Origin of the sequence: Streptomyces sp. NPDC050211 (genome assembly GCF_040656035.1) — a bacterium.
In the GTDB taxonomy this organism is placed as follows: domain Bacteria; phylum Actinomycetota; class Actinomycetes; order Streptomycetales; family Streptomycetaceae; genus Streptomyces.
Genome location: NZ_JBFALC010000002.1, coordinates 1 through 26,018, shown reverse-complemented (window position 1 = coordinate 26,018; position 26,018 = coordinate 1). Strand labels below are relative to the sequence as shown.

20 protein-coding genes and 1 other RNA gene are annotated in these 26,018 nt (G+C 69.1%); 8 read left to right on the top strand and 13 right to left on the bottom strand.

Annotation, left to right across the window (positions count from 1 at the left end):
• Window positions 1-47 precede the first annotated feature (47 nt).
• The 4 genes from AB0I98_RS01955 to AB0I98_RS01940 all read right to left on the bottom strand — a co-directional run bounded on the left by AB0I98_RS01955 (window position 48) and on the right by AB0I98_RS01940 (window position 5,655).
• Window positions 48-1,295 carry an acyltransferase gene (locus AB0I98_RS01955; RefSeq protein WP_362933840.1) on the bottom strand — a complete coding sequence of 416 codons (1,248 nt, stop codon included), beginning with the start codon at window positions 1,293-1,295 and terminating at the stop codon, window positions 48-50.
• Window positions 1,292-3,493 (bottom strand): glycosyltransferase, encoded by a 2,202-nt coding sequence (locus tag AB0I98_RS01950; protein WP_362933837.1) that lies wholly within the window; start codon window positions 3,491-3,493, stop codon window positions 1,292-1,294. Before AB0I98_RS01950 ends, AB0I98_RS01955 begins: the two co-directional genes overlap by 4 nt.
• Complete coding sequence (locus AB0I98_RS01945; protein ID WP_362933834.1) at window positions 3,493-4,404, bottom strand: hypothetical protein; 912 nt, start codon at window positions 4,402-4,404, stop codon at window positions 3,493-3,495. Before AB0I98_RS01945 ends, AB0I98_RS01950 begins: the two co-directional genes overlap by 1 nt.
• Before the next feature lie 294 nt (window positions 4,405-4,698).
• Complete coding sequence (locus AB0I98_RS01940; RefSeq protein WP_362933831.1) at window positions 4,699-5,655, bottom strand: LysR family transcriptional regulator; 957 nt, start codon at window positions 5,653-5,655, stop codon at window positions 4,699-4,701.
• 83 nt (window positions 5,656-5,738) lie between these two features.
• On the opposite strand from AB0I98_RS01940, the gene AB0I98_RS01935 reads away from it, so the two are divergent.
• The 7 genes from AB0I98_RS01935 (at window position 5,739) to AB0I98_RS01905 (ending at window position 16,450) form a co-directional block, all read left to right on the top strand.
• Window positions 5,739-6,962 carry an MFS transporter gene (locus AB0I98_RS01935; protein ID WP_362933828.1) on the top strand — a complete coding sequence of 408 codons (1,224 nt, stop codon included), beginning with the start codon at window positions 5,739-5,741 and terminating at the stop codon, window positions 6,960-6,962.
• A gap of 207 nt (window positions 6,963-7,169) precedes the next feature.
• Window positions 7,170-8,465: an extracellular solute-binding protein gene (locus AB0I98_RS01930; protein ID WP_362933825.1), complete on the top strand. Its 1,296-nt coding sequence runs from the start codon at window positions 7,170-7,172 to the stop codon at window positions 8,463-8,465.
• Window positions 8,462-9,412 (top strand): sugar ABC transporter permease, encoded by a 951-nt coding sequence (locus AB0I98_RS01925; protein ID WP_362933822.1) that lies wholly within the window; start codon window positions 8,462-8,464, stop codon window positions 9,410-9,412. The genes AB0I98_RS01930 and AB0I98_RS01925 overlap by 4 nt, the downstream gene beginning before the upstream one ends.
• Window positions 9,409-10,233, top strand: a complete 825-nt coding sequence (locus AB0I98_RS01920; RefSeq protein WP_362933819.1) for a carbohydrate ABC transporter permease — start codon at window positions 9,409-9,411, stop codon at window positions 10,231-10,233. Before AB0I98_RS01925 ends, AB0I98_RS01920 begins: the two co-directional genes overlap by 4 nt.
• Before the next feature lie 11 nt (window positions 10,234-10,244).
• Window positions 10,245-12,494, top strand: coding sequence for an alpha-xylosidase (yicI, locus tag AB0I98_RS01915; RefSeq protein ID WP_362933816.1), 2,250 nt, complete (start codon window positions 10,245-10,247; stop codon window positions 12,492-12,494).
• A complete protein-coding gene (locus AB0I98_RS01910) occupies window positions 12,494-13,504 on the top strand; it encodes a LacI family DNA-binding transcriptional regulator (protein WP_362933814.1) in 1,011 nt (336 codons plus the stop codon). Before yicI ends, AB0I98_RS01910 begins: the two co-directional genes overlap by 1 nt.
• A gap of 39 nt (window positions 13,505-13,543) precedes the next feature.
• On the top strand, window positions 13,544-16,450 hold the full coding sequence (locus AB0I98_RS01905) for a glycoside hydrolase family 3 C-terminal domain-containing protein (protein WP_362933812.1): 2,907 nt from the start codon (window positions 13,544-13,546) through the stop codon (window positions 16,448-16,450).
• Window positions 16,451-16,474: 24 nt separating this feature from the next.
• Here AB0I98_RS01905 and dacB read toward each other — a convergent pair whose 3' ends face one another.
• The 7 genes from dacB to ftsE form a co-directional block, all read right to left on the bottom strand.
• The gene (gene dacB / locus AB0I98_RS01900; RefSeq protein ID WP_362933810.1) at window positions 16,475-18,061 is read right to left on the bottom strand and encodes a D-alanyl-D-alanine carboxypeptidase/D-alanyl-D-alanine-endopeptidase; all 1,587 of its coding nucleotides are present in this window, start codon (window positions 18,059-18,061) and stop codon (window positions 16,475-16,477) included.
• 44 nt (window positions 18,062-18,105) lie between these two features.
• Window positions 18,106-19,089 carry a PHB depolymerase family esterase gene (locus AB0I98_RS01895; protein WP_362933807.1) on the bottom strand — a complete coding sequence of 328 codons (984 nt, stop codon included), beginning with the start codon at window positions 19,087-19,089 and terminating at the stop codon, window positions 18,106-18,108.
• A gap of 103 nt (window positions 19,090-19,192) precedes the next feature.
• Window positions 19,193-19,580, bottom strand: a transfer-messenger RNA (tmRNA) gene (gene ssrA, locus AB0I98_RS01890).
• Window positions 19,581-19,685: 105 nt separating this feature from the next.
• The gene (smpB, locus tag AB0I98_RS01885; RefSeq protein ID WP_328372295.1) at window positions 19,686-20,231 is read right to left on the bottom strand and encodes an SsrA-binding protein SmpB; all 546 of its coding nucleotides are present in this window, start codon (window positions 20,229-20,231) and stop codon (window positions 19,686-19,688) included.
• Window positions 20,232-20,289: 58 nt separating this feature from the next.
• Complete coding sequence (locus AB0I98_RS01880; RefSeq protein WP_362933805.1) at window positions 20,290-21,459, bottom strand: S41 family peptidase; 1,170 nt, start codon at window positions 21,457-21,459, stop codon at window positions 20,290-20,292.
• A gap of 67 nt (window positions 21,460-21,526) precedes the next feature.
• The gene (gene ftsX / locus AB0I98_RS01875) at window positions 21,527-22,444 is read right to left on the bottom strand and encodes a permease-like cell division protein FtsX (protein WP_362933802.1); all 918 of its coding nucleotides are present in this window, start codon (window positions 22,442-22,444) and stop codon (window positions 21,527-21,529) included.
• Window positions 22,445-22,483: 39 nt separating this feature from the next.
• Window positions 22,484-23,173, bottom strand: coding sequence for a cell division ATP-binding protein FtsE (gene ftsE, locus AB0I98_RS01870; protein ID WP_004000799.1), 690 nt, complete (start codon window positions 23,171-23,173; stop codon window positions 22,484-22,486).
• Between the two features lie 293 nt (window positions 23,174-23,466).
• Here ftsE and AB0I98_RS01865 point away from each other — a divergent pair, with 293 nt between their 5' ends.
• Window positions 23,467-23,658, top strand: a complete 192-nt coding sequence (locus AB0I98_RS01865; protein WP_210580151.1) for a hypothetical protein — start codon at window positions 23,467-23,469, stop codon at window positions 23,656-23,658.
• Window positions 23,659-23,775: 117 nt separating this feature from the next.
• Here the strand turns inward: AB0I98_RS01865 and AB0I98_RS01860 are convergent, their stop codons facing one another.
• Window positions 23,776-24,390, bottom strand: coding sequence for an LPXTG cell wall anchor domain-containing protein (locus AB0I98_RS01860; RefSeq protein ID WP_362933799.1), 615 nt, complete (start codon window positions 24,388-24,390; stop codon window positions 23,776-23,778).
• A gap of 289 nt (window positions 24,391-24,679) precedes the next feature.
• Window positions 24,680-25,786 carry a peptide chain release factor 2 gene (prfB, locus tag AB0I98_RS01855; RefSeq protein ID WP_362933796.1) on the bottom strand — a complete coding sequence of 369 codons (1,107 nt, stop codon included), beginning with the start codon at window positions 25,784-25,786 and terminating at the stop codon, window positions 24,680-24,682.
• Between the last annotated feature and the right edge of the window lie 232 nt (window positions 25,787-26,018).

The following is a 26,018-nucleotide window of genomic DNA, read 5'->3' as shown; positions in this document are numbered from 1 at the left end:
TGGACGTTGGGGCCCTGCTCCCGAAGGAGGGTCCCAGCGTCCATGGCTCACGCCCGATGCGCCCTGCCCCTGTCCCCGCCAAACTTGGAACCATCCGGCCACAACCTCGGCTTCCGCTTCGCGGCGATGTCCTCGATCCAGCCCACCCCCACGATCGCCAGTCCGATCAGTGGCCACACCAGCAGGAACATCCACAGCATGTACGTCGCGTCGAGCGCCGCCATCGCGCTCTCGCCCTGCATGAACGGCAGCTCGTACGCGCGGTCGATGATCGGGACCGTGGCCATGATGAGCATGTTGTGCCAGAGGTAGATCGTGACGGCGCGGTTGTTGGACAGGGTCACGAGCTTGTCCCACCTGGCGAGGCGGCCGGGGAGTTGCTGCCAGGACGGGGAGTAGACGAGGAGGATGACGACGAAGCCGAAGGACCAGGTGGCCTGGGCCAGGGGGATGTCGTTCAAGTCCCAGCCGTCGGGGCCCAGGTGGCCGGATGCCCACCACAGGCCGAAGGCCATCAGCAGCGTCGAGCAGGAGACGGACAGGTAGCGGGGGATTTTTGCCAGCAGGCCCTCGTGGTGGGCGATGCCGAGGACCCAGCAGCCGCCGTAGACCGCGAAGTCGGTGACCGCGTTGCCCGTTTCGCCGGGGATGGTGACAAGTCCGGTGCCCACTACGGCCGTCAGGCCGAGCGGGGCGAGCAGGGTCGGCCAGGGTGCCTTGCGGAATGCCCACAGCAGCAGGGGCGATGCCACCACGAACCACAGATACGCCCGCAGGTACCACAGCGGACCCGCCGTCTGCACCGCCCAGGTGTCCTCCACCAGGCCCGTCGGGGAGCCGATCTGCCAGGGAAAGGGCGGGGCGCCGATCGGGACGACGTAGTTGACCAGTTTGAGGAGAGTCCAGACGGGGCCCTCGTCCGAGGCCTTCGTCGGGTTCCAGCCGTCCGCGAACATCAGGACCAGGATCACCGCGCTGAACGCCCAGAGCGGGGGCAGAAGGCGCCGGATGCGGCCCTTGATCACTCCCCATGCCGGGCGGTTCAGCGAGCGGGCCATCAGGGCACCCGCCAGCGCGAACATCACGCCCATGGAGGGGAACAGGACGGTCAGCCAGGCCCAGCCGAACAGGTGGTACACGACCACTCGGACCAGGGCTATGGAGCGGAGGAGGTCGAGGTAGCGGTCCCGGCCGGGTTTCGCGGCAGTGGGTGCCGGCTGCTCTGCCGTGCGCTGCTGCGGAATGCCGTACGACGTGTTCACGCCCGTCGCCGTCGGCTCGTAACTCTGCGTCATCCCACCGGCCTCCGATCGGCCCCGCCCTGGGGCGCCCGCGGTTTCGGCACTCCGCCGCCCGGCGCTTCGACGACCCCGGTGCGGCGCAGCTTCTGCCAGCGCAGGCGGCCGCCGGTCAGGGCGGTGATCCAGGACTGGAGCAGGACGACGTACATGAGCTGCCGGTAGAGGATCTGCTGGAGGGGCAGGGAGATGAGGTGGGTCATGCGTTCGCGGTCGAGGCGGAAGGCGTAGGCCGCGCAGACCGCCTGGATCGCCAGGACGCCCAGCCAGGCGCCGATGGTCTTCGTCGTCGGGCCGAAGATGATGCCGTAGAGGAGGAAAACGTCGATCAAGGGGGCCAGGAGCGGGGCCAGGACCATGAACAGGGACACCAGGGGCAGGCCGACGCGGCCGAAGCGGCCCGACGGGCCCCGCTCCACCAGCGCTCGGCGGTGCTTCCAGATCGCCTGCATGGTGCCGTACGACCAGCGGTAGCGCTGGGACCAGAGCTGCTGGACCGTCTCCGGGGCCTCGGTCCAGGCGCGGGCGTTCTCGGCGTAGACGACCCGCCAGCCGTCGCGGTGCATCGCCATGGTGATGTCGGTGTCCTCGGCGAGCGTGTCGTCGCTCATGCCGCCGACGCGTTCGAGGGCGCTGCGCCGGAACGCTCCCACCGCGCCCGGGATCGTCGGCATGCAGTGCAGGATGTCGTACATACGGCGGTCGAGGTTGAAGCCCATCACGTACTCGATGTGCTGCCAGGCGCCGATGAGGGAGTCGCGATTGCCGACCTTCGCGTTGCCCGCGACCGCGCCCACGCTCGGGTCGCCGAAGGGCTGGACGAGTTCGCGGACCGTGGCCGGTTCGAAGACGGTGTCGCCGTCCATCATCACGACGATGTCGTAACGGGCGTTCGCGAGACCCCGGTTGAGGGCGGCCGGTTTGCCCGCGTTGAGCTGGCGGACCACCCGGACGTTCGGCAGGCCCATCGCCTCGACGATGCGGGCGGTGCCGTCGCTGGAGCCGTCGTCGACGACCACGACCTCGATGGGATGCTCACTGGCCATCAGTGAACGGACGGTGTTCTCGATGCACTTGGCCTCGTTGTACGCCGGCACCAGCACCGACACCGGTTCGGTGACCGGCGGTCCCCAGCTGAAGTCGCGGCGGCGCACCCGGCGGGCGTGGATGCCGGAGAGCAGGAGCATCAGGACGAAGCGGCTGATGACCAGGAAGCCGATCACGGCCAGGCAGACCACGAGTACGTCCGTGATCCGCTCCGAGGCCTGGACCAGGAAGACCCACGCCTTGCCCTTCCACCGGTCCAGGCCGGTGACCTGAGTGTGCGCGCTGGGCGCGTCGAGGGCCTCGGTGAGGTTGTCGAACTCGTAGCCCTGAGCCTTGAGATCGGGCAGGAACCGGTCGAGGGCCGCGACGGTCTGGCTGCGGTCGCCGCCGGAGTCGTGCATCAAGACGATCGCACCCTTGCCGTCCTGCGGGGTGGCGCGGCGGATGATCTCGTCGACGCCGGGCCGCTGCCAGTCCTCGCTGTCGGTGTTGTTGACGATCGTGATGTACCCGCGGCTGCCGATGTAGTCGGTGACCGGCCAGGACTTGTTGTCCATGGCGTCGGCGAAGGAGGAGTACGGCGGCCGGAAGAGGGAGGTGCGGATGCCGGCCGCGCCGCTGATCGCGAGCTGGTTCTGGGACAGCTCCCAGTCGATGCGCTGCTTCGACTGGTAGGAGAGGTCGGGGTGGTTGAAGGTGTGCAGGCCCACCTCGTGGCCCTCGTCCACCATCCGCTTGACGAGGTCGGGGTAGCGCGAGGTCATCGTGCCGGTGACGAAGAAGACCGCGTGGGCGTGGTGCTCCTTCAGCACGTCCAGGACCCTCGGGGTCCAGACCGGGTCCGGACCGTCGTCGAAGGTGAGGACGAGACGGTGGTCGGGAACGCGCAGGCTGGTGGTGCGGCCGCTGCGAGTGTCGATGACCGGGCCGCCCTTGAGGATCTGCTCCGGCACCCGGTCGGTGGCGGCGGGCGGCTGGACGCGGTGGTCGGCAAGGATCTCGCTGTGGACATACCCCCGCAGCATCAGCATCGCCATCAGCGCGACCAGGACGAGCGAGGGGAGCAGCAGGCGCATGGGCAGGCGGCGGCGCCGGGAGCTGTCACGGGCTCCGGTCGCGGGCCCGGGACGGCGGGTGCGGGATGCCATCAGGTGATGTTCTCCGGGGACGGGGTGGGAGCGGAGGTGCCGCCCGGCTCCTGGGCGACGGGGCTCGGGTCGCTCGCGCCGTCGGCCACCGCGCCCGGGGGGTCGACGGTCGCGGAGGCACTGGCCGAGGGCGAGGGCTCGCCGCCGCCGGTCGGGCTCGGGTCAGGCGAGGCGGAGGCCGACGGGTCGTCGGACGGCTCCGGGTCGGCGGGGTCGTCGGACGGACCGGTGCCCGGGTTCTGGGGCGTCCGGGTCGCCGAGGGCTCGGGGTCGGCGGACGTGCCGGGGTCCACGACGCCGGCGGAGGCGCCGGGCGCGGTGGCGGACGCCCCGAGTGAGGGCGGTACCTCGACTCCCGCGGACTCGGTCACGCCGGGTGAGACGAGACCGGTGCCGGTGGGTTGCGCCGACTGGGCGGGCAGCGGCGGGGTGTCGACCTTGCCGGCCGGCTGGTCGTCCTTCTGGCCCGGCACGGGCAGCCAGGGCGCTTCGGAGTTGCCGGACATCAGGGTGGCCAGGATGACCACGGCGTAGACCGCGCAGGCGATGCCCACGGCCATGCCGATCCGGCGGTACCTGCGGCTGCGGCGGCCCGACTCGTCGACGAACACCGGTCCGTCGGAAGAGGAGGAGGACGAGGAGGACGAGGAGGACGAGGAAGCCGTGGAAGAGGGGCCGCCCGTGCCGGACGGTCCGCCCTTCGCCGCGTGCAGGCGCAGGTTGTCGAGCTGCAGTCCTATGCCGTCGAGCTGGACCGTCACCTCGTGCGGGTCATGGGTGTGCCCGTCCGTCTCGCCGGACTCGGCCCAGGGGTCTCTGGGAGCGGTGGCCGCACCGGCTCTGCCGGCCCGAGGCAGCACCTCGGTCTGCTCGGCGGGCGAAGCCGACGCTGTCTCCTGGCTCGCTCTCATCCCCCGGGTTTCCGGAAACGCCTGCGTGCCGGTACCCGGCCGCCCATCGCCGGGCCCCGCTCCCGCCCCCGGCAACGCCCGAGTCCCGGAAGCCGCGTCAGGCCACTCCGGTTGGGCGTCTTCCCGCCAATTTTTCACGCGCACGCACATCCCCCCACGGACCGTTCTGGGCGCGCACGACTCCGAGCACCAGTCGACCGAACCGGGCCCCCACCCGGCCCGAGCGCCCCCCTTACCACACCGTGCTCAGGGCATGAATGTAGCGCACCGCGGAGGATCCATGTTCGTCCCGTGTCAGATATGCGTACTTACTGTGTGCACGTCAATGGCTGGAATCCACCCATCGGCGGGCCTCCGCAGCCATCCCTCCTCGGCGGCGAGCTGGGCCGCGGCCCGTCGAAGTGCGTCGAATCCTGGGTGCACCAGCCCCTTTCGCCACACCAAACTGACGAGCGAGAGGGGAACGGGGTCGATGAGGGGCCGTACCACCGTCGAAGGCATGGCCGGAAAATCCACCACGGCGAGGATCGGGTTACGCATCTTGGCCATGATCCGCTGGAACTCCTCGTCACCCACCGCAAGCGGAGCGGGCGCGGCGACCTGGATGCCGCGCCCCTCGAACAGCCGGTGAGCAAGATCGGTCCACTCCGGTGTCCGTGGATTTCCGGCGCCCGCGTACACCGTCTCGCCCGCAAGCGCTTCGAGTGGCACTGCCTCATTTCCGGCCAGTCGGTGATTCTCGGGCAGGACGACCGCCATCGGCTCGTACCGCACCGGCTGGTGGTCGAGCTGGGCCCGCAGCGCCGGGTCCAGTCCCGCGTACCGCCCGAACGACGCGTCCAGCCGCCCCGCGATCAACTCCCCCGCCGCGCCGGTCAGCCCGCTCTCGAAGCGGGCCATCAGCTCCTGCTCGGGGGCGAGTTCACGCGCCCGGTGCAGCACCCGGCGGCCGGTGACGAGACCCGGCGAGTTCAGGTCCACCAGCAGCGGCCTGGCCTGCCCGAACGCCGCCAGCAGCGCCTCCTGCGCCGCGAGCACCCGACGCGCGTACGGCACCAGCCGCTCACCGTCGGCCGTCAGCGTCACCTGGCGCGTGGTCCGTACGAACAGTTCGGCGCCCAACTCCCGCTCCAGGCGCCGTACATCACGACTCAGCGCCTGCTGGGCGACGTAGAGCCGGGCCGCGGCGCGGGTGAAGTGCAGTTCTTCGGCAACGGTGACGAAAGCACGGAGCAAGCGGGGATCAGGCATGACGGGAACTTACAACGCAGATGCGTGAATCGGCCCACAGAAGGTGTTGGACCCCTTGATCGCTCAGGGGCGACGGTTGCTCCATGTCCAGCCCCTACCGCCACCTCTTCACCCTCCCCGGCACCCGAGCCTTCACGATCGGGAATCTCATCGCCCGGCTTCCCATGGGCATGTTCAGCGTGAGCGCGATCCTGATGATCGCCGGTTCGCGGGGGTCGTACGCCCTCGCCGGCGCCGTCACCGCAACGGGCCTCGCGGCGACCGCCGTGACCGCCCCCTGGACCGCCCGGCTCGTCGACCGGCACGGGCAGGCCCGGGTCGCCGTACCCGCCACCACCCTCGCCGCGCTGGGCAGCCTCGCGCTGCTGCTGTGCGTTCACTACGACGCCCCGGACTGGACCCTGTTCGCCGCGTACGCCGCGACCGCCACCACCCCCAACCTCGGCGGCATGTCCCGCGCACGCTGGGCCCACCTGCTCAAGGACGACACCGACGCCCTGCACACCGCCAACTCCTTCGAGCAGGCCGCGGACGAGCTGTGCTTCATGCTGGGCCCGGTCCTCGCGGCCTTCCTCTGCGGCACGTTCTTCCCGGAGGCGGGCACGCTGACCGGCGCCGTCCTCCTGCTCACCGGCATGCTGCTGTTCGCCGCCCAACGCGCCACCGAACCGCCGATACAGCCGCCGATACAGGGGCGGAAACCGGCGAAAGCCCCCCTCCGCACCCCCGGCATGCCCGCGCTCCTCGCCGCGTATCTCGCCCTGGGCGCGGTCTTCGGCTCGATGGAGGTCGTGACGCTCGCGTTCGCGGACGCACAGGGTCACAAGTCGGCGGCGGGCGCGATCCTCGGTCTCCAGGCGGCCGGTTCCTGCGCGGCGGGCCTGCTGTACGGCGCGATGAAGCCGACCGGGCCGGCGGAACGCCGCTACCCGTACTGCATAGCCGCCATGACCGCCCTCATGACCCTCCCGCTGCTCGCCGCAGCCCTCACCGGCTCGCTCCTCGTGCTGGCCGGCGCCCTGCTCGTCGCCGGTATGGCCACGGCGCCGACCATGGTCACCAACATGACCCTGATCCAGCAGCACACCCCGGCCGACCGCCTCAACGAGGGCATGACGCTCGCGGTGACCGCGCTGCTCGGCGGTATCGCGTGCGGCAGCGCGCTGGGCGGCTGGACGACGGAACACCTGTCGGCGACGGCCGGCTTCTGGATACCCGTGGCCGCCGCGACGGCGGCGTTGACGATCGCGCTCTCCAGAGCGCGTCCCGGAACACTCCCCGGACCACTCCGCCGAACGCTCCCCTGAGCGCTCCACGGAACCAATTCGCGTCCACCCCATTGACGCCCTCACAGCCCCCACATACCTTCGCCCGTCGAAGCGCTTCGACGTCCCGCATCGAATCGATTCGACGACCGCTGTCGAACGACCGCTGCGTGACCCTCACGATCCATCAAGCACGATCCATCAAGATCCACAAGATCCATCCGGCTCCGACTTCCCTGGAGGCACGGGATGTTGACGACACGAAGGCGTGTGGTGGCGACGGCGGTGATACTCGCCGGGTCACTGCTCCTGACCTCCTGCGGAGACTCCGACAGCGGGTCCTCAGGAGACGGCAAGACGCTCAAGCTGTGGCACTACGAGGCCCCGAACAGCGCGATGGGACTGGCCTGGAACGAGGCGATCAAGGAGTTCAAGGCCAAGCACCCGGGCGTGAAGGTGGAGTTCGAGGAGAAGGGCTTCGAGCAGATCCAGAAGACCGCCCCGATGGTCCTCAACTCCTCCGACGCCCCCGACGTCATGGAGTACAACAAGGGCAACGCGACCGCGGGCCTGCTGTCCAAGCAGGGCCTGCTCACCGACCTGTCCGAAGAGGCCACCAAGCGCGGCTGGGACAAGAAGCTCAGCGCGAGCGTCCGCACCACCAGCGTGTACGACGCGAACGGCGTCATGGGCTCCGGCAAGTGGTACGGCGTACCCAACTACGCCGAGTACACGATGGTCTTCTACAACAAGGACCTCTTCGCCAAGTACAAGATCCCCGAGCCGAAGACGTTCGACGAACTGACCGCCGCGATGGACACGTTCGTCAAGAACAAGGTCACCCCGCTGGCCAACGGCGGCGCCGAGTACATCGCCCACCAGTACCTCTACCAGCTGGCCCTGTCGAAGGCCGACCGCGCCTGGGTGGACTCGTACGAGCTGTACAAGGGCAAGACCGACTTCCACGACCCGGCCTGGACGTACGCCGCCGACACCTTCGCCGACTGGGTGAAGAAGGGCTACATCAGCAAGACGTCCAGCAATGTGAAGGCCGAGGAGACCGGGGTCTCCTTCATCCAGGGCAAGGCGCCGATCCTGTTCTCCGGCAGCTGGTGGTACGGCCGTTTCGTGGACGAGGCGAAGTTCGACTGGGGCACCTTCCTGTGGCCCGAGTCCAACCTCACGCTCGGCTCCGGCGGCAACCTGTGGGTGGTCCCCAAGGGCGCCAAGAACAAGGAACTCGCCTACGACTTCATCGACATCACCATGTCGGAGAAGATCCAGAACCTGCTCGGCAACAAGGGCGGCGTCCCGGTCGCGGCCGACGCGAGCGCCATCACCGACCCGAAGTCCAAGTCCCTCATCGATAACTTCAACACCCTCTCCCAGCGGGACGGCCTGGCCTTCTACCCCGACTGGCCGGTCCCCGGCTTCTACGACGTCCTCGTCTCCGAGACCCAGAAGCTGATCACCGGCAGCGGGCAGCCGGACGGCTATCTCGACGCTCTGCAGGAGGCGTACGACAAGGGCGTGCCGAAGCAATGACGGTGACCGTCGAGCGGCGGGTGGCCGGCAAACAGACCCACGCCGGTCACCCGCGCCGCCCCCGTGACTCGTACGCCCTCTTCCTGCTGCCCGGTGTCCTCGCCTTCCTGGCCGTGATCATCGTCCCGTTCCTGATGAACACGGGCGTGAGCTTCACCGACTGGCAGGGCGTGGGGTCCCCGGAGTGGTCCGGGCTCGCCAACTACCGGGAGCTGCTGGACGATTCCGAGTTCTGGGCGTCGTTCCGGCACAGCCTGTTCATGGTCGTCGCCATGGCGGCCGTACCGACGGCGGCCGGACTGGTGCTGGCCGCCGCGCTGTTCGACTATGTCGGCAAGCACTTCGGATCGAAGACGGTCGCCGTCCTGCGCGCCTGCTTCTACCTTCCGCAGGTGCTGCCGATCGCGGTCGCGGGCATCGTCTGGAGCTGGATCCTCGCCCCGGACAACGGCTCCCTCAACGAACTGCTCAAGGCGATCGGCCTGTCGAGCTGGCAGCAGGACTGGCTCGGCGATCCCGACATCGCGCTCTACAGCGTGATGGGGGTGATGGTCTGGGTGCAGCTCGGCTTCCCGCTGGTCATCTTCATGGCGGGCCTCCAGCGCGTCGATCCGCAGCTGTACGAGGCGGCCGAGCTGGACGGCGCCGGCTGGTGGCGCCGCTTCTGGCACATCACGCTGCCGCAGATCCGCCCGGAGATATACGTCGTCCTGACCTGGTGCACGATCGCCGCGCTCAAGGTCTTCGGCGCGGTGTACGTCCTGACGAAGGGCGGGCCGGGCGGCGCCACCAACGTGCCGTCCTACTTCTCCTTCACCACGTTCTTCGAGAAGACGCAGGTCGGCTATGGCGCCGCGATCTCCACGGTCCTGACGGTGATGATCCTGCTGCTGTCGCTGATCGGCCTGAAGCTCCAGACCCGCGCGGAGGAAAGGGAGGGATCATGACCGGCGCCCTGCGTCGCTACCCGGTCCTCGTCGCCCTGTGCATCGCGGCCCTCTTCATGATCGTGCCGTTTCTCATCGTCACGCTCAACGCGTTCAAGTCACCGGCCGAGTACTCCCAGAACGGCCCGCTGAGCCTCCCCGAAGGCCTCTACCTGGACGGTCTGAAGGACTTCTGGGAACGCGTCGACTACACCCAGAAGCTCGTCAACTCCCTGCTCATCAGCGGCGGGGTGGCGGTGTTCGCGGTGATCCTGTCGATCCTCAACGCGTATGCGATCGGCATCGGCCGCATCAAGGGCCGCACCTGGGTGCTGGCCTTCTTCGTCCTCGCGAACATGCTGCCGCAGGAGGCGCTGGTCTACCCGATCTACTACCTGAGCAAGGAGGCGGGGCTCTACGACACCCGGCTCAGCGTGATCATCGTGTTCACGGTGATCCAGGCGGCGTTCGGCACGTATCTCCTCTCCTCCGTCCTCAGCCAGTTCCCCCGGGAGATCATCGAGGCCGCCCGGATCGACGGCGCGAACAAGTGGCAGATCCTGTGGCGGATCGTCGTCCCCGTCAGCCGCCCAACCCTCGGCGTGCTGCTGGTGTTCTTCTTCATCTGGACCTGGAACGAGTTCCTGCTCCCCCTGGTCATGCTGATCTCCAACGACAACCAGACGGTGTCGGTGGCCCTCGGCGTCCTCCAGGGCCAGCGTCTGATGGACGCCACCATGACCAACGCGGCCGCCCTCCTCGGCGTGCTCCCCGCCCTCGTCTTCTTCCTCGTCTTCCAGCGAACGCTCACCCGCGGCATCGCCGTGGGAGCCGTGAAGTAAGGGACCCCCACGTGAAGTTCACCGACGGCTACTGGCTGCTCCGCGAAGGTGTCACCGCGGCCCACCCGGTCGAGGTGCTCGACGTCACCGCGACGGACGGCGCACTGGAGATCCACGCGCCGACCCAGCCCATCCGGCACCGCGGCGACCTGCTGAAGGGACCGGTCGTGACGATCAGCGCCCACACACCGATGCCCGACGTCATCGGCCTCACCTTCACCCACTTCGAGGGCGAGCAGCCGCGCGGCCCCCAATTCGACCTCGCGAGGGAGGAGACCGCCGCCCACACGGAGTACGACGAGGAGAACGCGACCCTCACCTCCGGCGCGCTGTCGGTCCGGGTGGCCCGCACCGGCCCCTGGCACGTCGACTTCCTCGCCCACGGCCGCACCCTCACCTCCAGCGGCCCCAAGGGCATGGGCATCATGCGGGACGGGGAAGGCTCGCACTTCCTGCGGGAGCAGCTGAACCTCAAGGTCGGCACCTCCGTCTACGGCCTCGGCGAGCGCTTCGGCCCGCTGGTCAAGAACGGCCAGGTCGTCGACATCTGGAACGCCGACGGCGGCACGGCGACCGAACAGGCCTACAAGAACGCCCCGTTCTATCTGACGGACGCCGGCTACGGCGTCTTCGTCGACCACCCGGGCAAGGTCTCTTTCGAGGTGGGCTCGGAGACCGTGTCGAGGGTCCAGTTCAGCGCGGAGACGCAGCAGTTGACGTATTACGTCATCTACGGCCCCTCCCCCAAGGACATCCTCCGCAAGTACACGGCCCTCACCGGCCGCCCGGCCCTCCCACCCGCCTGGTCGTTCGGGCTGTGGCTGTCGACGTCCTTCACGACGTCGTACGACGAGGAGACGGTGACGTCGTTCATCGAGGGCATGCGGGAGCGCGAACTCCCGCTCTCCGTCTTCCACTTCGACTGCTTCTGGATGCGCGAGTTCAACTGGTGCGACTTCCAGTGGGATCCGCGGGTCTTCCCGGATCCGCAGGGCATGCTGTCCCGGCTGCACGCGCGAGGCCTGCGCGTCAGCGTCTGGATCAACCCGTACATCGCCCAGCGCTCCCCGCTGTTCGCGGAGGGCAAGGCGCTCGGGCATCTGCTGAAGCGGCCGGACGGCAGCGTGTGGCAGTGGGATCTGTGGCAGCCGGGCATGGCCCTGGTCGACTTCACCTCCCCCGCCGCCCGTGACTGGTACGCGGCCAAGCTGGAGGCGCTGCTCGCACAGGGCGTGGACTGCTTCAAGACGGACTTCGGCGAGCGGGTGCCGGTGGACGTGGCCTGGTCCGACGGCTCCGACCCGGAGCGGATGCACAACTACTACACGTACCTCTACAACCGCACGGTCTTCGACGTCCTGCGCAAGCACAGGGGCGAGGAGGAGGCGGTCGTCTTCGCCCGGTCGGCGACGGCGGGCAGCCAGAAGTTCCCCGTGCACTGGGGCGGCGACTGCGAGGCGACGTACGAGTCGATGGCCGAGTCGTTGCGGGGTGGCCTGTCCCTCGGGCTCTCCGGCTTCGGGTTCTGGAGCCATGACATCGGCGGCTTCGAGGGCACGCCGACGCCTTCGCTGTTCAAGCGGTGGCTGGCGTTCGGACTGCTGTCGTCGCACAGCCGGCTGCACGGCAGCTCGTCCTACCGGGTCCCGTGGCTGTTCGACGAGGAGTCGGTGGACGTGCTGCGGCACTTCACCCGGCTGAAGCTCAGCCTGATGCCGTATCTGTACGAGGCCGCCCGCACCGCCCAGGCCGAGGGGACGCCGGTCATGCGGGCCATGGTGCTGGAGTTCCCGGACGATCCCGGGTGCGCGCATCTGGAGCGGCAGTACATGCTCGGGCCGGACCTGCTGGTGGCGCCGGTCTTCGACGATGAGGGGTATGTGACATATTACTGTCCCGAAGGCATCTGGACCCACTTCGTCAGCGGACAGACGGTCACCGGCCCGCGCTGGGTGCGCGAGAAGCACGGCTTCATGAGCGTCCCCCTGCTGGTCAGGCCCGGTGCGGTGATCCCGGTCGGCGCGGTGGCCGACCGGCCCGACTACGACCACGCCGACGGGGTGACGCTGCGGGCCTACGGGCTGGAGCGGGGCGCCCAGGTGACGGTGCGGGTCGGGGAGGTGGCCTTCACCGTCGTACGCGAAGGGGACACGCTGCGGGCGTCGTGCAGTGATCCTTCGGCGCCGTGGGCGCTGGCCGCGGGCGAGCGGGTGGTGCGGGCGCCGGCCGGGACCGGCTTCCTGACGGTGGAGCTGGGCTGATGGTGAAGATCACTGATGTGGCCCGGCACGCCGGGGTCTCCCCCAGCACCGTCTCCTACGCGCTCAGCGGCAAGCGCCCGATCTCCGAGGAGACCCGGCAGCGCGTCGAGGCGTCCATCCGCGAACTGGGCTACCGGCCGCACGCGGGCGCCCGGGCGCTGGCCAGCAGTCGCTCCAACGTGCTGGCCCTGGTAGTCCCTTTACGGGCCGGCATCCACGTCCCGGTCGTCATGCAGTTCGCGGTGTCGGTGGTGACGACGGCACGGCGGTACGACCATGACGTGCTGCTGCTGACGCAGGAGGAGGGCGAGGAGGGGCTCAGAAGGGTCGCCGACACGGCGCTCGTCGACGCGCTCGTCGTGATGGACGTCCAGCTCGACGACGCCCGGCTGCCACTGCTCCGCTCGCTGGACCGGCCGTCGGTGATGATCGGGTTCCCGGCCGAGGCGGACGGCCTGACCTGCATCGACCTCGACTTCAAGGCCGCCGGCGAGGCATGCGTGGAGCATCTGGCGCGGCTCGGCCATCGGGTGGTGGCGCTGATCGGGTCGCCGCCGGAGGTGTACGTCCGCCAGACCGCGTTCGCCCAGCGCGTGGTCCAGGGCTTCACCGCCGCCGCCGACCGGGGCCGGCTCTCCTCCTCCGTCCACCCGTGCGAGGCCACGCCCGCAGCCGCCCGCGCGGTCGCCGAGCAACTGCTGCGGGAGCACCCCGCGTTGACCGGGGTCGTCGTTCACAACGAGGCGATCCTGGAGCCGCTGATCGACGCCTTCGGCCGACTCGGCCTGCGCGTCCCCGCCGATCTGTCCGTCACCGCCATCTGCCCCGACGAACTCGCCGATTCCCTCCGCATCCCGGTCACCTCGGTCGCCCTGCCCTCCGCCGAGGTGGGCGCCCGGGCCGTGGAGCTGCTGATGAACAAGCTCGGCGGCAAGACGGTGCCCGAGGCCACGCTGCTGCCGCCCCGGATGACGGAACGCGCGAGCACGGCGCCGCGGAACGCGCCCTGACCCCCGTATGTGCAAGGCCCTACCTGAAGGAGCCGTGGCATGAGAGGCAAGACAAGACGCAGAACCACGCTGGTGGTGGCGCTGGCCCTGGTCGCAGGGCTCGGCGCCACCGTCCCCGCCCACGCCGAAGACCCGGCCTATCCCTTCCGCAACCCCGCGCTCCCCGTCGAGAAGCGCGTCGACGATCTGCTCGGCCGACTCACCCTGGCGGAGAAGGTCTCCCTCCTCCACCAGTACCAGCCCGCCATCCCCCGCCTCGGCATCCAGCCCTTCCGCACCGGCACCGAGGCCCTGCACGGCGTCGCCTGGCTCGGTAAGACCACCGTCTTCCCGCAGGCCATCGGACTGGCCTCGACCTGGGACCCGGCCCTGATGGAACAGGTCGGCTCGGCGGTCGGCGACGAGGCCCGCGGCTTCCAGCAGGAACGCCCGGCCGGCTGGGGCCTCAACCTCTGGGCACCCGTGGTCAACCTCCTCCGCGACCCGCGCTGGGGCCGCAACGAGGAGGGCTACAGCGAGGACCCCGAGCTGACCGGCGCCCTGTCGACCGCGTACGGCGAGGGCCTGACGGGCGGCGACCCCGACCACCTCAAGACGGCGCCGACGCTCAAGCACTACCTCGCGAACAACAACGAGTGGAACCGCACGACCACCTCCTCCGACCTGCGTCCACGCGTCGCGAAGGAGTACGACGAGGCCGCCTTCAAACCGGCGATAGAGGCGAACGCGGCAACGGGCGTGATGTCCTCGTACAACCTGGTCAACGGCCGCCCGGCGACCGTGAATCCGGACCTGAACGACGTCGTACGGAAGTGGACCTCGTACGACCTCCTGAACGTCACCGACGCCTTCGCGCCCGGCAACATCCCCGGCTCCCAGCAGTACTACCCGACCCTCGCCGAGGGCGACGCGGCCACACTCAAGGCCGGCAACGACAGCTTCACGGACAACGACACGAACTCGGGGGTGACGATCGCGGCGATCAACTCGGCCTTGGAGCAGGGCCTGCTGGAGGAGTCGGACGTCGACGAGGCCGCGTCCCACATCCTGTCCGTGCGGGTCCGGCTCGGCGAGTTCGACCCGGGCGGCGGCAAGTACGGCTCGATCGACAAGTCCGTCATCAACAGCCCGGCCCACCAGAAGCTGGCGCGCAAGGCGGCGACCGAGGGCGCGGTGCTGCTGAAGAATGACGCGGCTCTGCCCCTGAAGAAGTCCGAGAAGGACGTCGCCGTCGTCGGCCCGCTCGCCGACACCCTCTACACCGACTGGTACTCCGGCACCCTTCCCTATGCGGTCACGCCTGCCGAGGGCATCGCCGCGAAGCTTTCCACCGATGTGACCAGCAGCGAGGGCGTCGACCGGATCGCGCTCAAGAACGCGGCGACGGGGAAGTACATCACCGCGGGTACGGACGCGGACGGCGAGGCGCTGAAGGAGGCCGAAGCCTCGGGTACGGCCGGACAGTTCGACGTCTTCGACTGGGGCGGCGGCGTGGTGACCCTGCGCTCCGCGGCCAACGGCAAGTACGTCGGCTACAACTGGTCGAACTTCGTCAATGACCAGGTACAGCCGAACGGCTGGTACGTGCAGCAGCAGTTCAAGATGGAGGAACAGGGCGACGGCACGTACCTGCTCCGCTACGCCGGCTACGAGACCGAGGAGTCCTGGTGGACCAACCCGGTCTATCTCGGCCCGACCGGTGAGGACGGCACGCTGGGCCTGGTGGCGAAGGACGCCGCCGCGCACTACACGAAGGACGTCGTCCGCAGCGGCGTCGACGAGGCCGTGGCCGCGGTGAAGGGCAAGGACACGGCGGTGGTGGTGATCGGCTCCAACCCGTCGATCAACGGCCGCGAGGCCCACGACCGCACCGACATGGGCCTCGCCCCGGCTCAGGAAGCCCTGGTCAGGGCGGTCCACCGGGCCAACCCGAACACGGTCGTGGTCGTCGAGAACAGCTACCCGACCACCCTCGGCGCCCTCCAGCGGGAGGTCCCGGCCGTCCTGTGGACCTCCCACGCGGGCCAGGAGACGGGCAACGCGCTGGCCGACCTCCTGTACGGCGACGCCAACCCGTCGGGCCGCCTCACCCAGACCTGGTACCGCTCCGAGGCGGACCTCCCGTCGATCCTCGACTACGACATCATCAAGTCCGACCGCACCTACCAGTACTTCACGGGGCAGGCGCTCTACCCCTTCGGCCACGGCCTCTCCTACACCAACTTCCGCTACGGCGCCCTGAAGAAGACCGACGGCGGCTACGCCCTGACCGTCACCAACACCGGCCGCCGCACCGGCGACGAGGTCGTCCAGCTCTACGTCCACCAGCGCGTCTCCCGCGACAAGCAGCCGCTGAAGCAGCTGGAGGCGTTCCAGCGGGTGTCGCTGAAGCCCGGCGAGACCAAGACGGTCAAGCTGAAGGTGACACCCAAGGACCTCGCTCACTGGGACGTCACCCGCTCCAAGTGGGTGGTGGAGAAGGGCACCTACGACGTCCTGGCCGGCGCCTCCTCCGCGGACATCCGCGCCCGTACGGCGTGGCAGGTGTCCGGCGAGACGATCCCGGCGCGTGATCTGTCCCGTACGACCCGCGCCGAGAACTTCGACGACTACGAGCGCACGCGTCTCGTCGACGAGTCGAAGGCGCGCGGTACGGCGGTGGGCACGGCGGCCGACCGGGCGTGGCTGAAGTTCGGTGACGCCCAACTGGGGTCGGGCGCCACCAAGTTCACCGCACGTGTGGCTGGCGCGGCAGGCACGGTCGAGGTCAGGCTCGGCTCCCCGACCGGCACACTCGTCGGTACGGCGGTGACGGACGGGACGCCTTCGCCGTACGACTACGAGACGGTGACCGCCGATCTCGCGCGCGCGGCGAAGGGCCGTACGGACGTGTATCTCGTGCTGAAGGGAGAGGGCCTGCGCCTGGCGACGTTCAGTCTGCGCTGACGGGCACCTGGCGCAGGCCCACCCTCAGCAGCGGGCGGGCTTGCGCCACGCGCACTCGAGGTCGGTGCCCCGGGTCGCCTTCGGCTGAACCGCCGTCGCGGCCTCTTCCGTCGACTTCGCGAGCGTGACCACGATGGCGTCCTCCAGCGGCTTCACGGAGGACGCCAGATAGTTGTTGAGGACGATACTGAAGACCAGCTCGCGTCCACCGGCGTCCGTGACATACCCCGACAGGGCCGAGGCCCCCGTCAACGACCCCGTCTTGGCACGGGCGTTGAGCGCGGCGGCCGTTCCGCACATCCGGGAGCGCAGGGTGCCGCCGACGAACCGGTCGGGGTCGCAGGCGACCGGCAGCGAGCGCAGCCAGTCGGCGTACCAGGGCTCGGCACGTACGGCGAGGAGGAGCTCGGCGAGCTGTGCCGCGGGGAAGTTGTCCATCCGCGACAGCCCTGACCCGTCGACCTGGCGGACCTTGCCGGTGTCGACGCCGATGCCCTTGAGATATCCGCTGACGGCGGCCAGCCCGGCACTCCAGCTTCCCTGCTTCGACACCTCGTATCCCATGGCCTTGGTGAGGATCTCGGCGTGCATGTTGTTGGAGAGCTTCATGAACGGGACGAGTAGATCTTTGAGGGCCATGGAGTCGTGCGAGGCCAACTTGCTTGCGGATGCGGGCGTTTGACGCCCCAGCCGAGTCGGCCCGACGACCTTGACCCCGTGATCCGCGAGCGCGTCCCGGAAGACGGCGGCGGCGTATCCGGTGGGCTCCCACACGGTGACCCACTCCTTGGCACCGGAGCCGCCCACGGGTGTCGTACCGCTGACGACGATGTCGTTGGTCCCGTGCTCGCGCTCGACGGTCAGGTCGTTCGAGCCCCCGGCCGCGACGGTGGTGGCGCGCACATCGATGTCGACATAGTCCGTGTCGGGCGTGACGGCGACGACGGGCTCGTCCCCCGCCTTCGCACCCGGCGTCACCGTGACGATCACGCTCCCGGTGTCGTAGTCGGTGTCCGGCGCCACGCTCAGCGCGCTGATCTGCGCGGAGTAGTACGAGGACTCGTCGTCGGCGGCCCAGGAACGCCCGAGCCGCTGGGCGTCGAACCGGGTGTCGTCGGCGATCAGCCGCCCGTCGACGCGCTTGACACCGGCCGCGGCGACCTGGGCGGCGAGGCGGTCGTAGTCGGCGGCGAGCAGGGTCGGGTCGCCGGTGCCGCGCAGATACAGGTCGCCGCGGAGCACGGACCCGGACCGCCGTCCGGCCGCCAGGACATCCGTGGTGAACCGGTACCCGGGGCCGAGGATCTCCATCGCGGCGGCCGAGGTGGGCAGCTTGGTGTTGGAGGCCGGCATCAGCCGCGTGCTGGGCAGATGCTGGTACAGCGGCTCACCGCTCACCGCGTCGGCGATCACGACACTCGCCACCCCGCCCTCCATCCGGGCGTCGCCCAGGATGGTGTCGACGGCCTCCGGCAGACCGGTGCGGTCGGAATCCGCACCGGCCTGCGCGCCGGGCCCCAGGACGGCGGCGAGCGCCGCCACCAGGGCCCAGATCCATACGCTTCTACGGGAGTTGAGACGTCTCCCGGACCATCTCACGGGTGTGCTCATGCCAAGGGAGCATCCCGGATACCGGAGCCGGGCAACAGACCGCCTCAGCCGCCGAGCCCCCAGGCCCGCCCCATCCGGTACGCGGCGCACAGGTCGACGTCGAGGATGTACGCCCCGGCACTCCCGCACTGCTCGGCCCCGCTGCCGGGGTCGACGGGCTGTCCGTGGCCCATGCCGGTGATGCTGTAGGTCTCGACGGCGGTGTTCCCGCCCGAGTCCCGGAAGACCTGGTGCGGATATCCGGCGACGGTGTCGCTGACGTCGGCGGACTGGTCGGTCCCGTGGACGTCGGTCCACTGCTTCACCAGGTCGGTCATGTTGACGGGCTTGACGGTGTAGTCGGCGGTGCCCTGGAAGGCGACCAGGGTGGGCCAGGGCCCGGTGTACCCGGGGCGGGCGGCGCGTACGCGGTCGCCCCACTGGCCCGGGGTCTGGGTGGCGCCGACGTACATGCAGACGTACGGCGACCCGGCGGCCTGCGCGCAGCCGTACGGCAGCCCGGCGACGATCCCGCCCGCCGCGAACTTCTCCGGGTAGGCCGCCATCATCACGGCGGTCATCGCGCCCCCGGCGGAGAGCCCGGTGACATACACCCGCGAGCCGTCCCCACCGACGTCGGCGAGCTGCCGGTCGACCATCTGCGCGACGGACGCGGCCTCGCCCTGGCCGTGCGCCATGTCGCCGCTCTGGAACCAGTTGAAGCAGGACTTGACGTTGTTCGCGCTCTGCTGCTGCGGCAGCACCACCGAGAAGCCCCACCGGTCGGCGAGCTGCGTCCACCCGCTGCCGGTGCCGTACCCGGACGCGTTCTGCGTACAGCCGTGCATCGCGACGACGACCGGCCGCCCGGCGGGCAGCCCGTCAGGGACGTACCGGAACATCCTCAGCGCACCCGGGTTCGACCCGAACCCGGTGACCTCCTGGAGGGAGGCGGCAGCGGCTCTGCCCGGAGTCAGAAAACCGGCGAGAAGGGCGACCAGCAGGGTCGCCAGGACAGTGATACGACGTGCGGCTCTGGTCTGTGTCATGCAGCGGGACGGTAGAACCGCGAACCACCGGCCGATATGTCGCCGGACAACACAACGAGGGCCCGGCGGATGTGTGACCGCCAGGCCCTCGTGTACATGGGAATCGTGGAGATGGCGGGAATCGAACCCGCGTCCAACGGTGCAGAATCAGGGCTTCTCCGTGTGCAGTTCGCTGCGATTTTCTCGGCCCCGGCGATCACGCGAACAAGTCACCGACGGGCCCAGTCACTGTTTGATTTCCCATCGAACCCCGTGACCGGGCTCGATGGTTTAGTTCCCTAGATTATGCCAGGATCCGGGCCGGGAACACTCCCGGGCTGACACCCTTTATGGGCCTTCACTCACTGCTTATTAGGCAGCGAGGGCGAAGGCGCGGGAATCGCTCTTGGTATTGGCGATTATTGGTTGCGACATATGGTTTACGAGATCATTGCCGCTTCCTCGACACGCTTCCCCTGCTTCGACAGCCGCTGTCGAAACCGATCATCCCCATGTTGATTTTTCAAGCCGGGTCTTTCGACCCGTGCGCCCTCTGTGGGGTGCAGATGCCATCGTACGTGACCAACGCACGTCGATGCCACCGTATTCCCCGCGCCTCAGGCGCTCCGCTGCCGCCGCTTCGCCGCCGCGATCGCCCGCTCCGACTCCCGCCGGTCCTGCTTCTCCCGCAGGGTCTGGCGCTTGTCGTACTCCTTCTTGCCTCGCGCGAGGGCGATCTCGGCCTTCGCCCGGCCGTCCTTGAAGTACAGGGCGAGGGGCACGATGGTGTGACCCGTCTCCTGGGACTTCGCCTCCAGCTTGTCGATCTCCTCGCGGTGCAGGAGGAGCTTGCGCTTGCGGCGCGCGGAGTGGTTGGTCCAGCTGCCCTGGTGATACTCGGGGATGTGGGCGTTGTGCAGCCACGCCTCACCCTGGTCGATCTGGACGAAGCCGTCGGTCAGCGACGTCCGCCCCTCACGCAGCGACTTGACCTCGGTCCCCATGAGGACGAGGCCGGCCTCAAAGGTGTCGATGATCGCGTAGTCGTGGCGGGCCTTCTTGTTCTGGGCGACGATCTTGCGCTTGCCGCCCTTCTCGCCGTCCCTGGCCTTCGCAGCGGCAGCGCCGCCCTGCTTGGGCTGGGACTCCTTGGGTACGTACATTCCCTTGCTCATAGTGCTGGCCATTTTCGCACTACAAGGGGGTCGGAGGGAAAGGCGATTACGAAGCGTCCCCGAGCCCGCTCAGCACGGTCTCCGCCTGCTTCAGCGCCCCGGTGTCGGCCTCGAGGTCGGGCGTGATGCCCTTGCCGTCGACGCCGCGGCCGGACGGCGTGCGGTAGTGCCCGACGGTCAGCTCGGCGACGGAGCCGTCGGGCAGCCGGGTCGGCATCTGCACGGACCCCTTGCCGAAGGTGCGGGAGCCCACGACGACCGCGCGACCGCGGTCCTGCAGGGCGCCGGTGAGCAGCTCGGCCGCGCTCATCGTGCCGCCGTCGACGAGCGTGACCAGGGGTCTGGTGGTGTCGCCGCCGGCCTCGGCGTGCAGGGCGTACTGGGTGCCGTCGACGTCGTACGTGGCGACGAGGCCGCCGTCGAGGAAGGCGGAGGCGGCGGTGACGGCCTCGGTGACCAGTCCGCCGGAGTTGCCGCGCAGGTCGAGGACGATCCCGGCGTCGGCGGGGGCCTGCCGTACGGCGTCGCGGACCACGTCGCCCGAGCCCTTGGTGAACGCGTCGATGGTGATGACGGTGACACGGTCGGCGAGATTCCGGACGGTGACCGAGTCCGTGGACAGACGGGCCCGGCGCAGAGTGAGGTTCCACGCGTGCGTGCCGCGTTCCAGGCCGAGCCGGACGGTCGTACCGGCGGCGGCGTCGGTCGCGTCACCGCGCAGTAAGGAGACCACCTCGGTGACGGGCCGCCCCTCGACGCGCGCGCCGTCGACGGTGCGCAGCCGGTCACCGGCGCGGATCCCGGCGGTGGCCGCGGGCGACCCGGCGCTCACCTTGGTCACCTCGATACGGCCGTCCCGCTCGCCGCGCGTCCACAGCCCGACGCCGGTGTACTCGCCGTCGAGGGACTCCTCGAACTCCTCGAACTCGCCCTGGGAGTAGACGGCGTCCCAGCGGTCGCCGCTGCGGCTCACGGCGCGTTCGGCGGCCTCCATCGGGGACTGGCCGGCGGCCATCGCCTCGGCGGCGGCCTCGGTGACCTCCTCGGGCCGGGCGGCGGAGGCGGTCGAACGGGGCGTGCCCGGCGTGGTCTTCCGGTCAGGTCCGGGCAGCGAGCCGGTCGCGGCACCGGCGACCAGCACACTCGCGAACACCAATGTCAGGGCGGCCCCGCGGCCGAAGCGGCGGGGCTGACAGAACAGGTCACGGCCTGACATGCCGGTGAGTCTAGGACAACGCGAAGGGCCGCACGGCCGGTTGACCGTACGGCCCTCTTGGCGTGCGTCACACCTTCAGGTACTTGCGCAGCGCGAAGAACGCGGCCAACGCGGGCATCAGCAGGCTTGTCGCGAGGATGAGCGGAAGCTTCGTCAGGACGGCGTCCCAGCCGATGAAGTTGATCAGATTCAGCTTCTCGGACAGGGCCAGACCGTGGTCGATGATGAAGTACCGCGCGACCACCAGGAACCCGCACGCGACCGCGCCGCCGATCAGCCCGGCGACGGCGGCCTCCATGATGAACGGCGCCTGGATGTAGAAACCGGAGGCGCCGACCAGCCGCATGATGCCGGTCTCGCGTCGCCGGCTGAACGCCGAGACGCGCACGGTGTTGACGATCAGCATCAGCGCCACGACCAGCATCAGCGCCATCACGGCCCGCGCCGCCCAGTTCATGCCGTTCAGCAGCCCGAAGAGGTTGTCCAGGATCCCCTTCTGGTCCTGCACGGACTGCACGCCGTCCCGCCCGTCGAAGGCGGTCGCGATGACCTGGTACTTCTCCGGGTCCTTCAGCTTGATCCGGTACGACTCCTGCATCTGGTCCGGCGTGAGCGAACTGGCCAGCGGGGAGTCGCCGAACTGCTCCTTGTAGTGCTTGTACGCCGCGTCCTGCGACTCGTAGCTGACCGTGTCGACCACGGACATCTTCTTCAGGTCGCCGAGGATCTGGTCCTTCTGGTCCTTGGTGACCGCGCCCTTGGCGCAGTTGGGGTCGGACTCGGCGTCGCTCTTGTTGCAGAGGAAGACCGAGACGTTGACCTTGTCGTACCAGTAGCCCTTCATGGTGTTGACCTGATCGCTCATCAGGAGCGACCCGCCGAACAGGGCGAGGGACAGGGCGACGGAGACGATGACCGCGAAGGTCATCGTCAGATTGCGGCGGAGACCGACACCGATCTCGGACAGAACGAACTGGGCGCGCATGGCGTCTCTTTCAGGCCTTTCCGTGGACGGGGGTGCGGGTCAGTGCTGGTAGCCGTAGACGCCGCGCGCCTGGTCGCGGACGAGGCGGCCCTTCTCCAGCTCGATGACGCGCTTGCGCATCTGGTCCACGATGTTCTGGTCGTGGGTCGCCATCACCACGGTCGTGCCGGTCCGGTTGATCCGGTCGAGCAGCTTCATGATGCCGACGGAGGTCTGCGGGTCGAGGTTGCCGGTGGGCTCGTCCGCGATCAGCAGCTTGGGCCGGTTCACGAAGGCCCGCGCGATCGCCACGCGCTGCTGCTCACCACCGGACAGCTCCCCGGGCATCCGGTCCTCTTTGCCGCCAAGGCCGACGAGGTCGAGCACCTGCGGCACGGACTTGCGGATCTCGCCGCGGGACTTGCCGATCACCTCCTGCGCGAAGGCCACGTTCTCGGCGACCGTCTTGTTCGGCAGGAGGCGGAAGTCCTGGAACACCGTCCCCAACTGGCGGCGCATCTGCGGCACCTTCCAGTTGGAGAGGCGCGCGAGGTCCTTGCCCAGGACGTGCACCTGACCGTGGCTGCACCGCTCCTCGCGGAGGATCAGCCGCAGGAAGGTGGACTTTCCGGAGCCGGAGGACCCCACCAGGAACACGAACTCGCCCTTCTCCACTTCCAGGGACACATCCCTGAGTGCGGGGCGGGTCTGCTTGGGGTAGACCTTGGAGACGTTGTCGAATCGGATCACGGATGCACCACGGTTAGCCGGGGGTAGATGAGCGTGACCATACGCGAACGGGGAGCATGAGCGCAGTCACGGGAGGGGATGCGCGAGGCTTGTGCGGTTTTGTGAGCGCCCCATAGGGGCGCGGGGAACTGCGCGACAAGCCACACACAACCCGCAGCCGCGAGATAATAGGCAACCACCCCTCTGAGAGCGACCCGCGCACCTTCCGGAGGAACCTGGCATGGTGGAGAGGGGAACGTTCTCGTACGTGAGGGCGTTCCAGGGGTGGAACCGCTGGCGAGGAGGCGAGGCGCATGACGTACGACCGGCTGGTGTGCGCGAACTGCGCGGCGCCCGTGAACGAGGGCCGCTGCCCGGTCTGCCGGGCGAACCGCCAGCGACTGCAGCAGGAGAACCCCTTCGCGGGGCTCAACCCGATGACGCTGATCGCCCTGCTGGCGATACTGATCGCGGCCGTGGCACTGCTGGCGCACCAGACTGCCTAGAGCGGCCTCGGCCCCGCACTCCACAAGGCACACAAGACATGTGAAGGGCCCGGAGCGACACCGCTCCGGGCCCTTCATCACTCACAGCGCATACGTTCCGTCTGCCCGCGGCTACCGTCAGGCAGCCGCACCGCCACGGCCGCCCATGAGGCGCGGCAGCACGCGGAAGCCGATGCCACCGGCGATCATCGTCGCGGCACCGATCAGCAGGAACGTGGTCTGAGCGGCACCGGTCTCGGCGAGCTCGTCACCGTTGCCCTGGGCATTGGTGTCGGTCGCGGCGGCCTCCGAGCCGGTGTCGGTGAGGGAGGACGAACCCTCCTGCTGCGCCGAGGAGCCACCGTCGGGGTCGGCGTTGTTGCCGCCACCGCCGGCGTTCCCGTTTCCGTTGCCATTCCCGTTGCCGTTCCCGTTGCCCGGGTCGGACGGCTCGTCGGTGGCCGGCGGCTCGGTGGGCTCGGGCTCCTCCGTCGGCTCGGTCGGCTCCTCGGTCGGGTCCGTGGGAAGGTCCGTCGGCAGGCCGGTGGGCGGATCGGTCGGCAGGCCCGTCGGGACCGGCGGCGTCGGGTCCGGCGCGGGCGACTCGTCGCCGCCGCACAGGATGCCGAGGATGCAGTCGTCCCCGGGCTCCTCCGCAGCCGAAGCGGCGCCCGCGGCGGTCAGCGAGGCACCGGCGGCGATCACGGTCGCGGCGGCGATGCGCGCGACGCGGATGCGCGTCTTGTTGGTCATCTGGTTGCTACCCCCAGTAGCTGATCGTCATTGAGGCGGCGCTCGGGGCTGTGATCAACGGGATAGCTGAACTCACGGCCCCCCGGTTCACATGCGCCCCAGAGACACGCATGCCACGCTTTACCCTTCCCATTTTTCAGAGCAACGTCAAGGTCGTTTACGGACGCGATGTCCAATTGCGGCGACTATGCGATGGGTTGGAGTCTGTGAGTGTGATGTAAAACCCGGACATGCAGGAACGCACAAGGCAACTGCCGCCGAGGTGGCGGCAGTTGCCTTGTCGACAAAGTTACTTCTCTTGCTGCTTGCGCCAGCGAATTCCGGCCTCGAGGAACCCGTCGATCTCGCCGTTGAACACGGCCTCGGGGTTACCGACTTCGAACTCGGTGCGCAGGTCCTTGACCATCTGGTACGGGTGCAGGACGTACGAACGCATCTGGTTGCCCCAGGAGTTGCCGCCGTCGCCCTTGAGCGCGTCCATCGCGGCCTGCTCCTCTTGGCGGCGCCGCTCCAGCAGCTTGGCCTGGAGCACGTTCATGGCGCTCGCCTTGTTCTGGATCTGCGACCGCTCGTTCTGACAGGAGACGACGATGCCGGTGGGAAGGTGGGTGAGCCGCACCGCGGAGTCAGTGGTGTTGACACCCTGACCACCGGGCCCGGACGACCGGTACACGTCCACCCGCAGCTCGGACTCGTCGATCTCGATGTGGTCGGTCTGCTCGACCACGGGGAGGATCTCCACGCCCGCGAAGGAGGTCTGCCGGCGTCCCTGGTTGTCGTAGGGCGAGATACGGACCAGCCGGTGTGTGCCCTGCTCGACGGAGAGGGTCCCGTAGGCGTACGGCGACTGCACGGCGAAGGTGGTCGACTTGATGCCGGCCTCTTCGGCGTACGACGTCTCGTACACCTCGGTCTTGTAGCCGTGCTGCTCGGCCCACCGCAGGTACATGCGCTGCAGCTTCTCGGCGAAGTCGGCGGCGTCGACGCCACCGGCCTCCGCGCGGATGTTGACGAGCGCTTCCCGGGAGTCGTACTCGCCGCTGAGGAGCGTCCGCACTTCCATCTCGTCGAGGGCCTTCTTGACGGCGATGAGCTCGGTCTCGGCCTCGGCGCGGGTGTCCGGGTCGTCCTCCTCCTCGGCCATCTCGAAGAGAACGGCGAGGTCGTCAATGCGACCGCGGAGGGCCTCGGCCTTCCTCACCTCCGCCTGAAGGTGGGAGAGCTTGCTGGTGATCTTCTGCGCCTCGTCCGGGTTGTCCCACAGGGACGGCGCGGCCGCCTGCTCCTCGAGCACGGCGATGTCTGCCCTCAGCTTGTCGAGGTCCAGAACGGCCTCGATCGACTCCATGGTCGAGGAGAGGGACTTGAGCTCTTCGGATACATCGACGACTGCCACACCCCCAGCGTAACGGCTCCGCCAACCGAGGAACGCCGGGTCACCGCCACTTACCTGTGCCCCAGCGTTGGCACCCCGGTCGGCACAATTCAGCCCGTCCGGCGTTTGAGGACGAGGCCGCAGGCCGATGGGGTGCAGGGGCGAAGCCCCGCGGGGGTCCAGGGGCGGAGCCCCGCGAGGGGTGCAGGGGCGCAGCCCCGCGAGGGGTACAGGGGCGAAGCCCCGGTGGGGT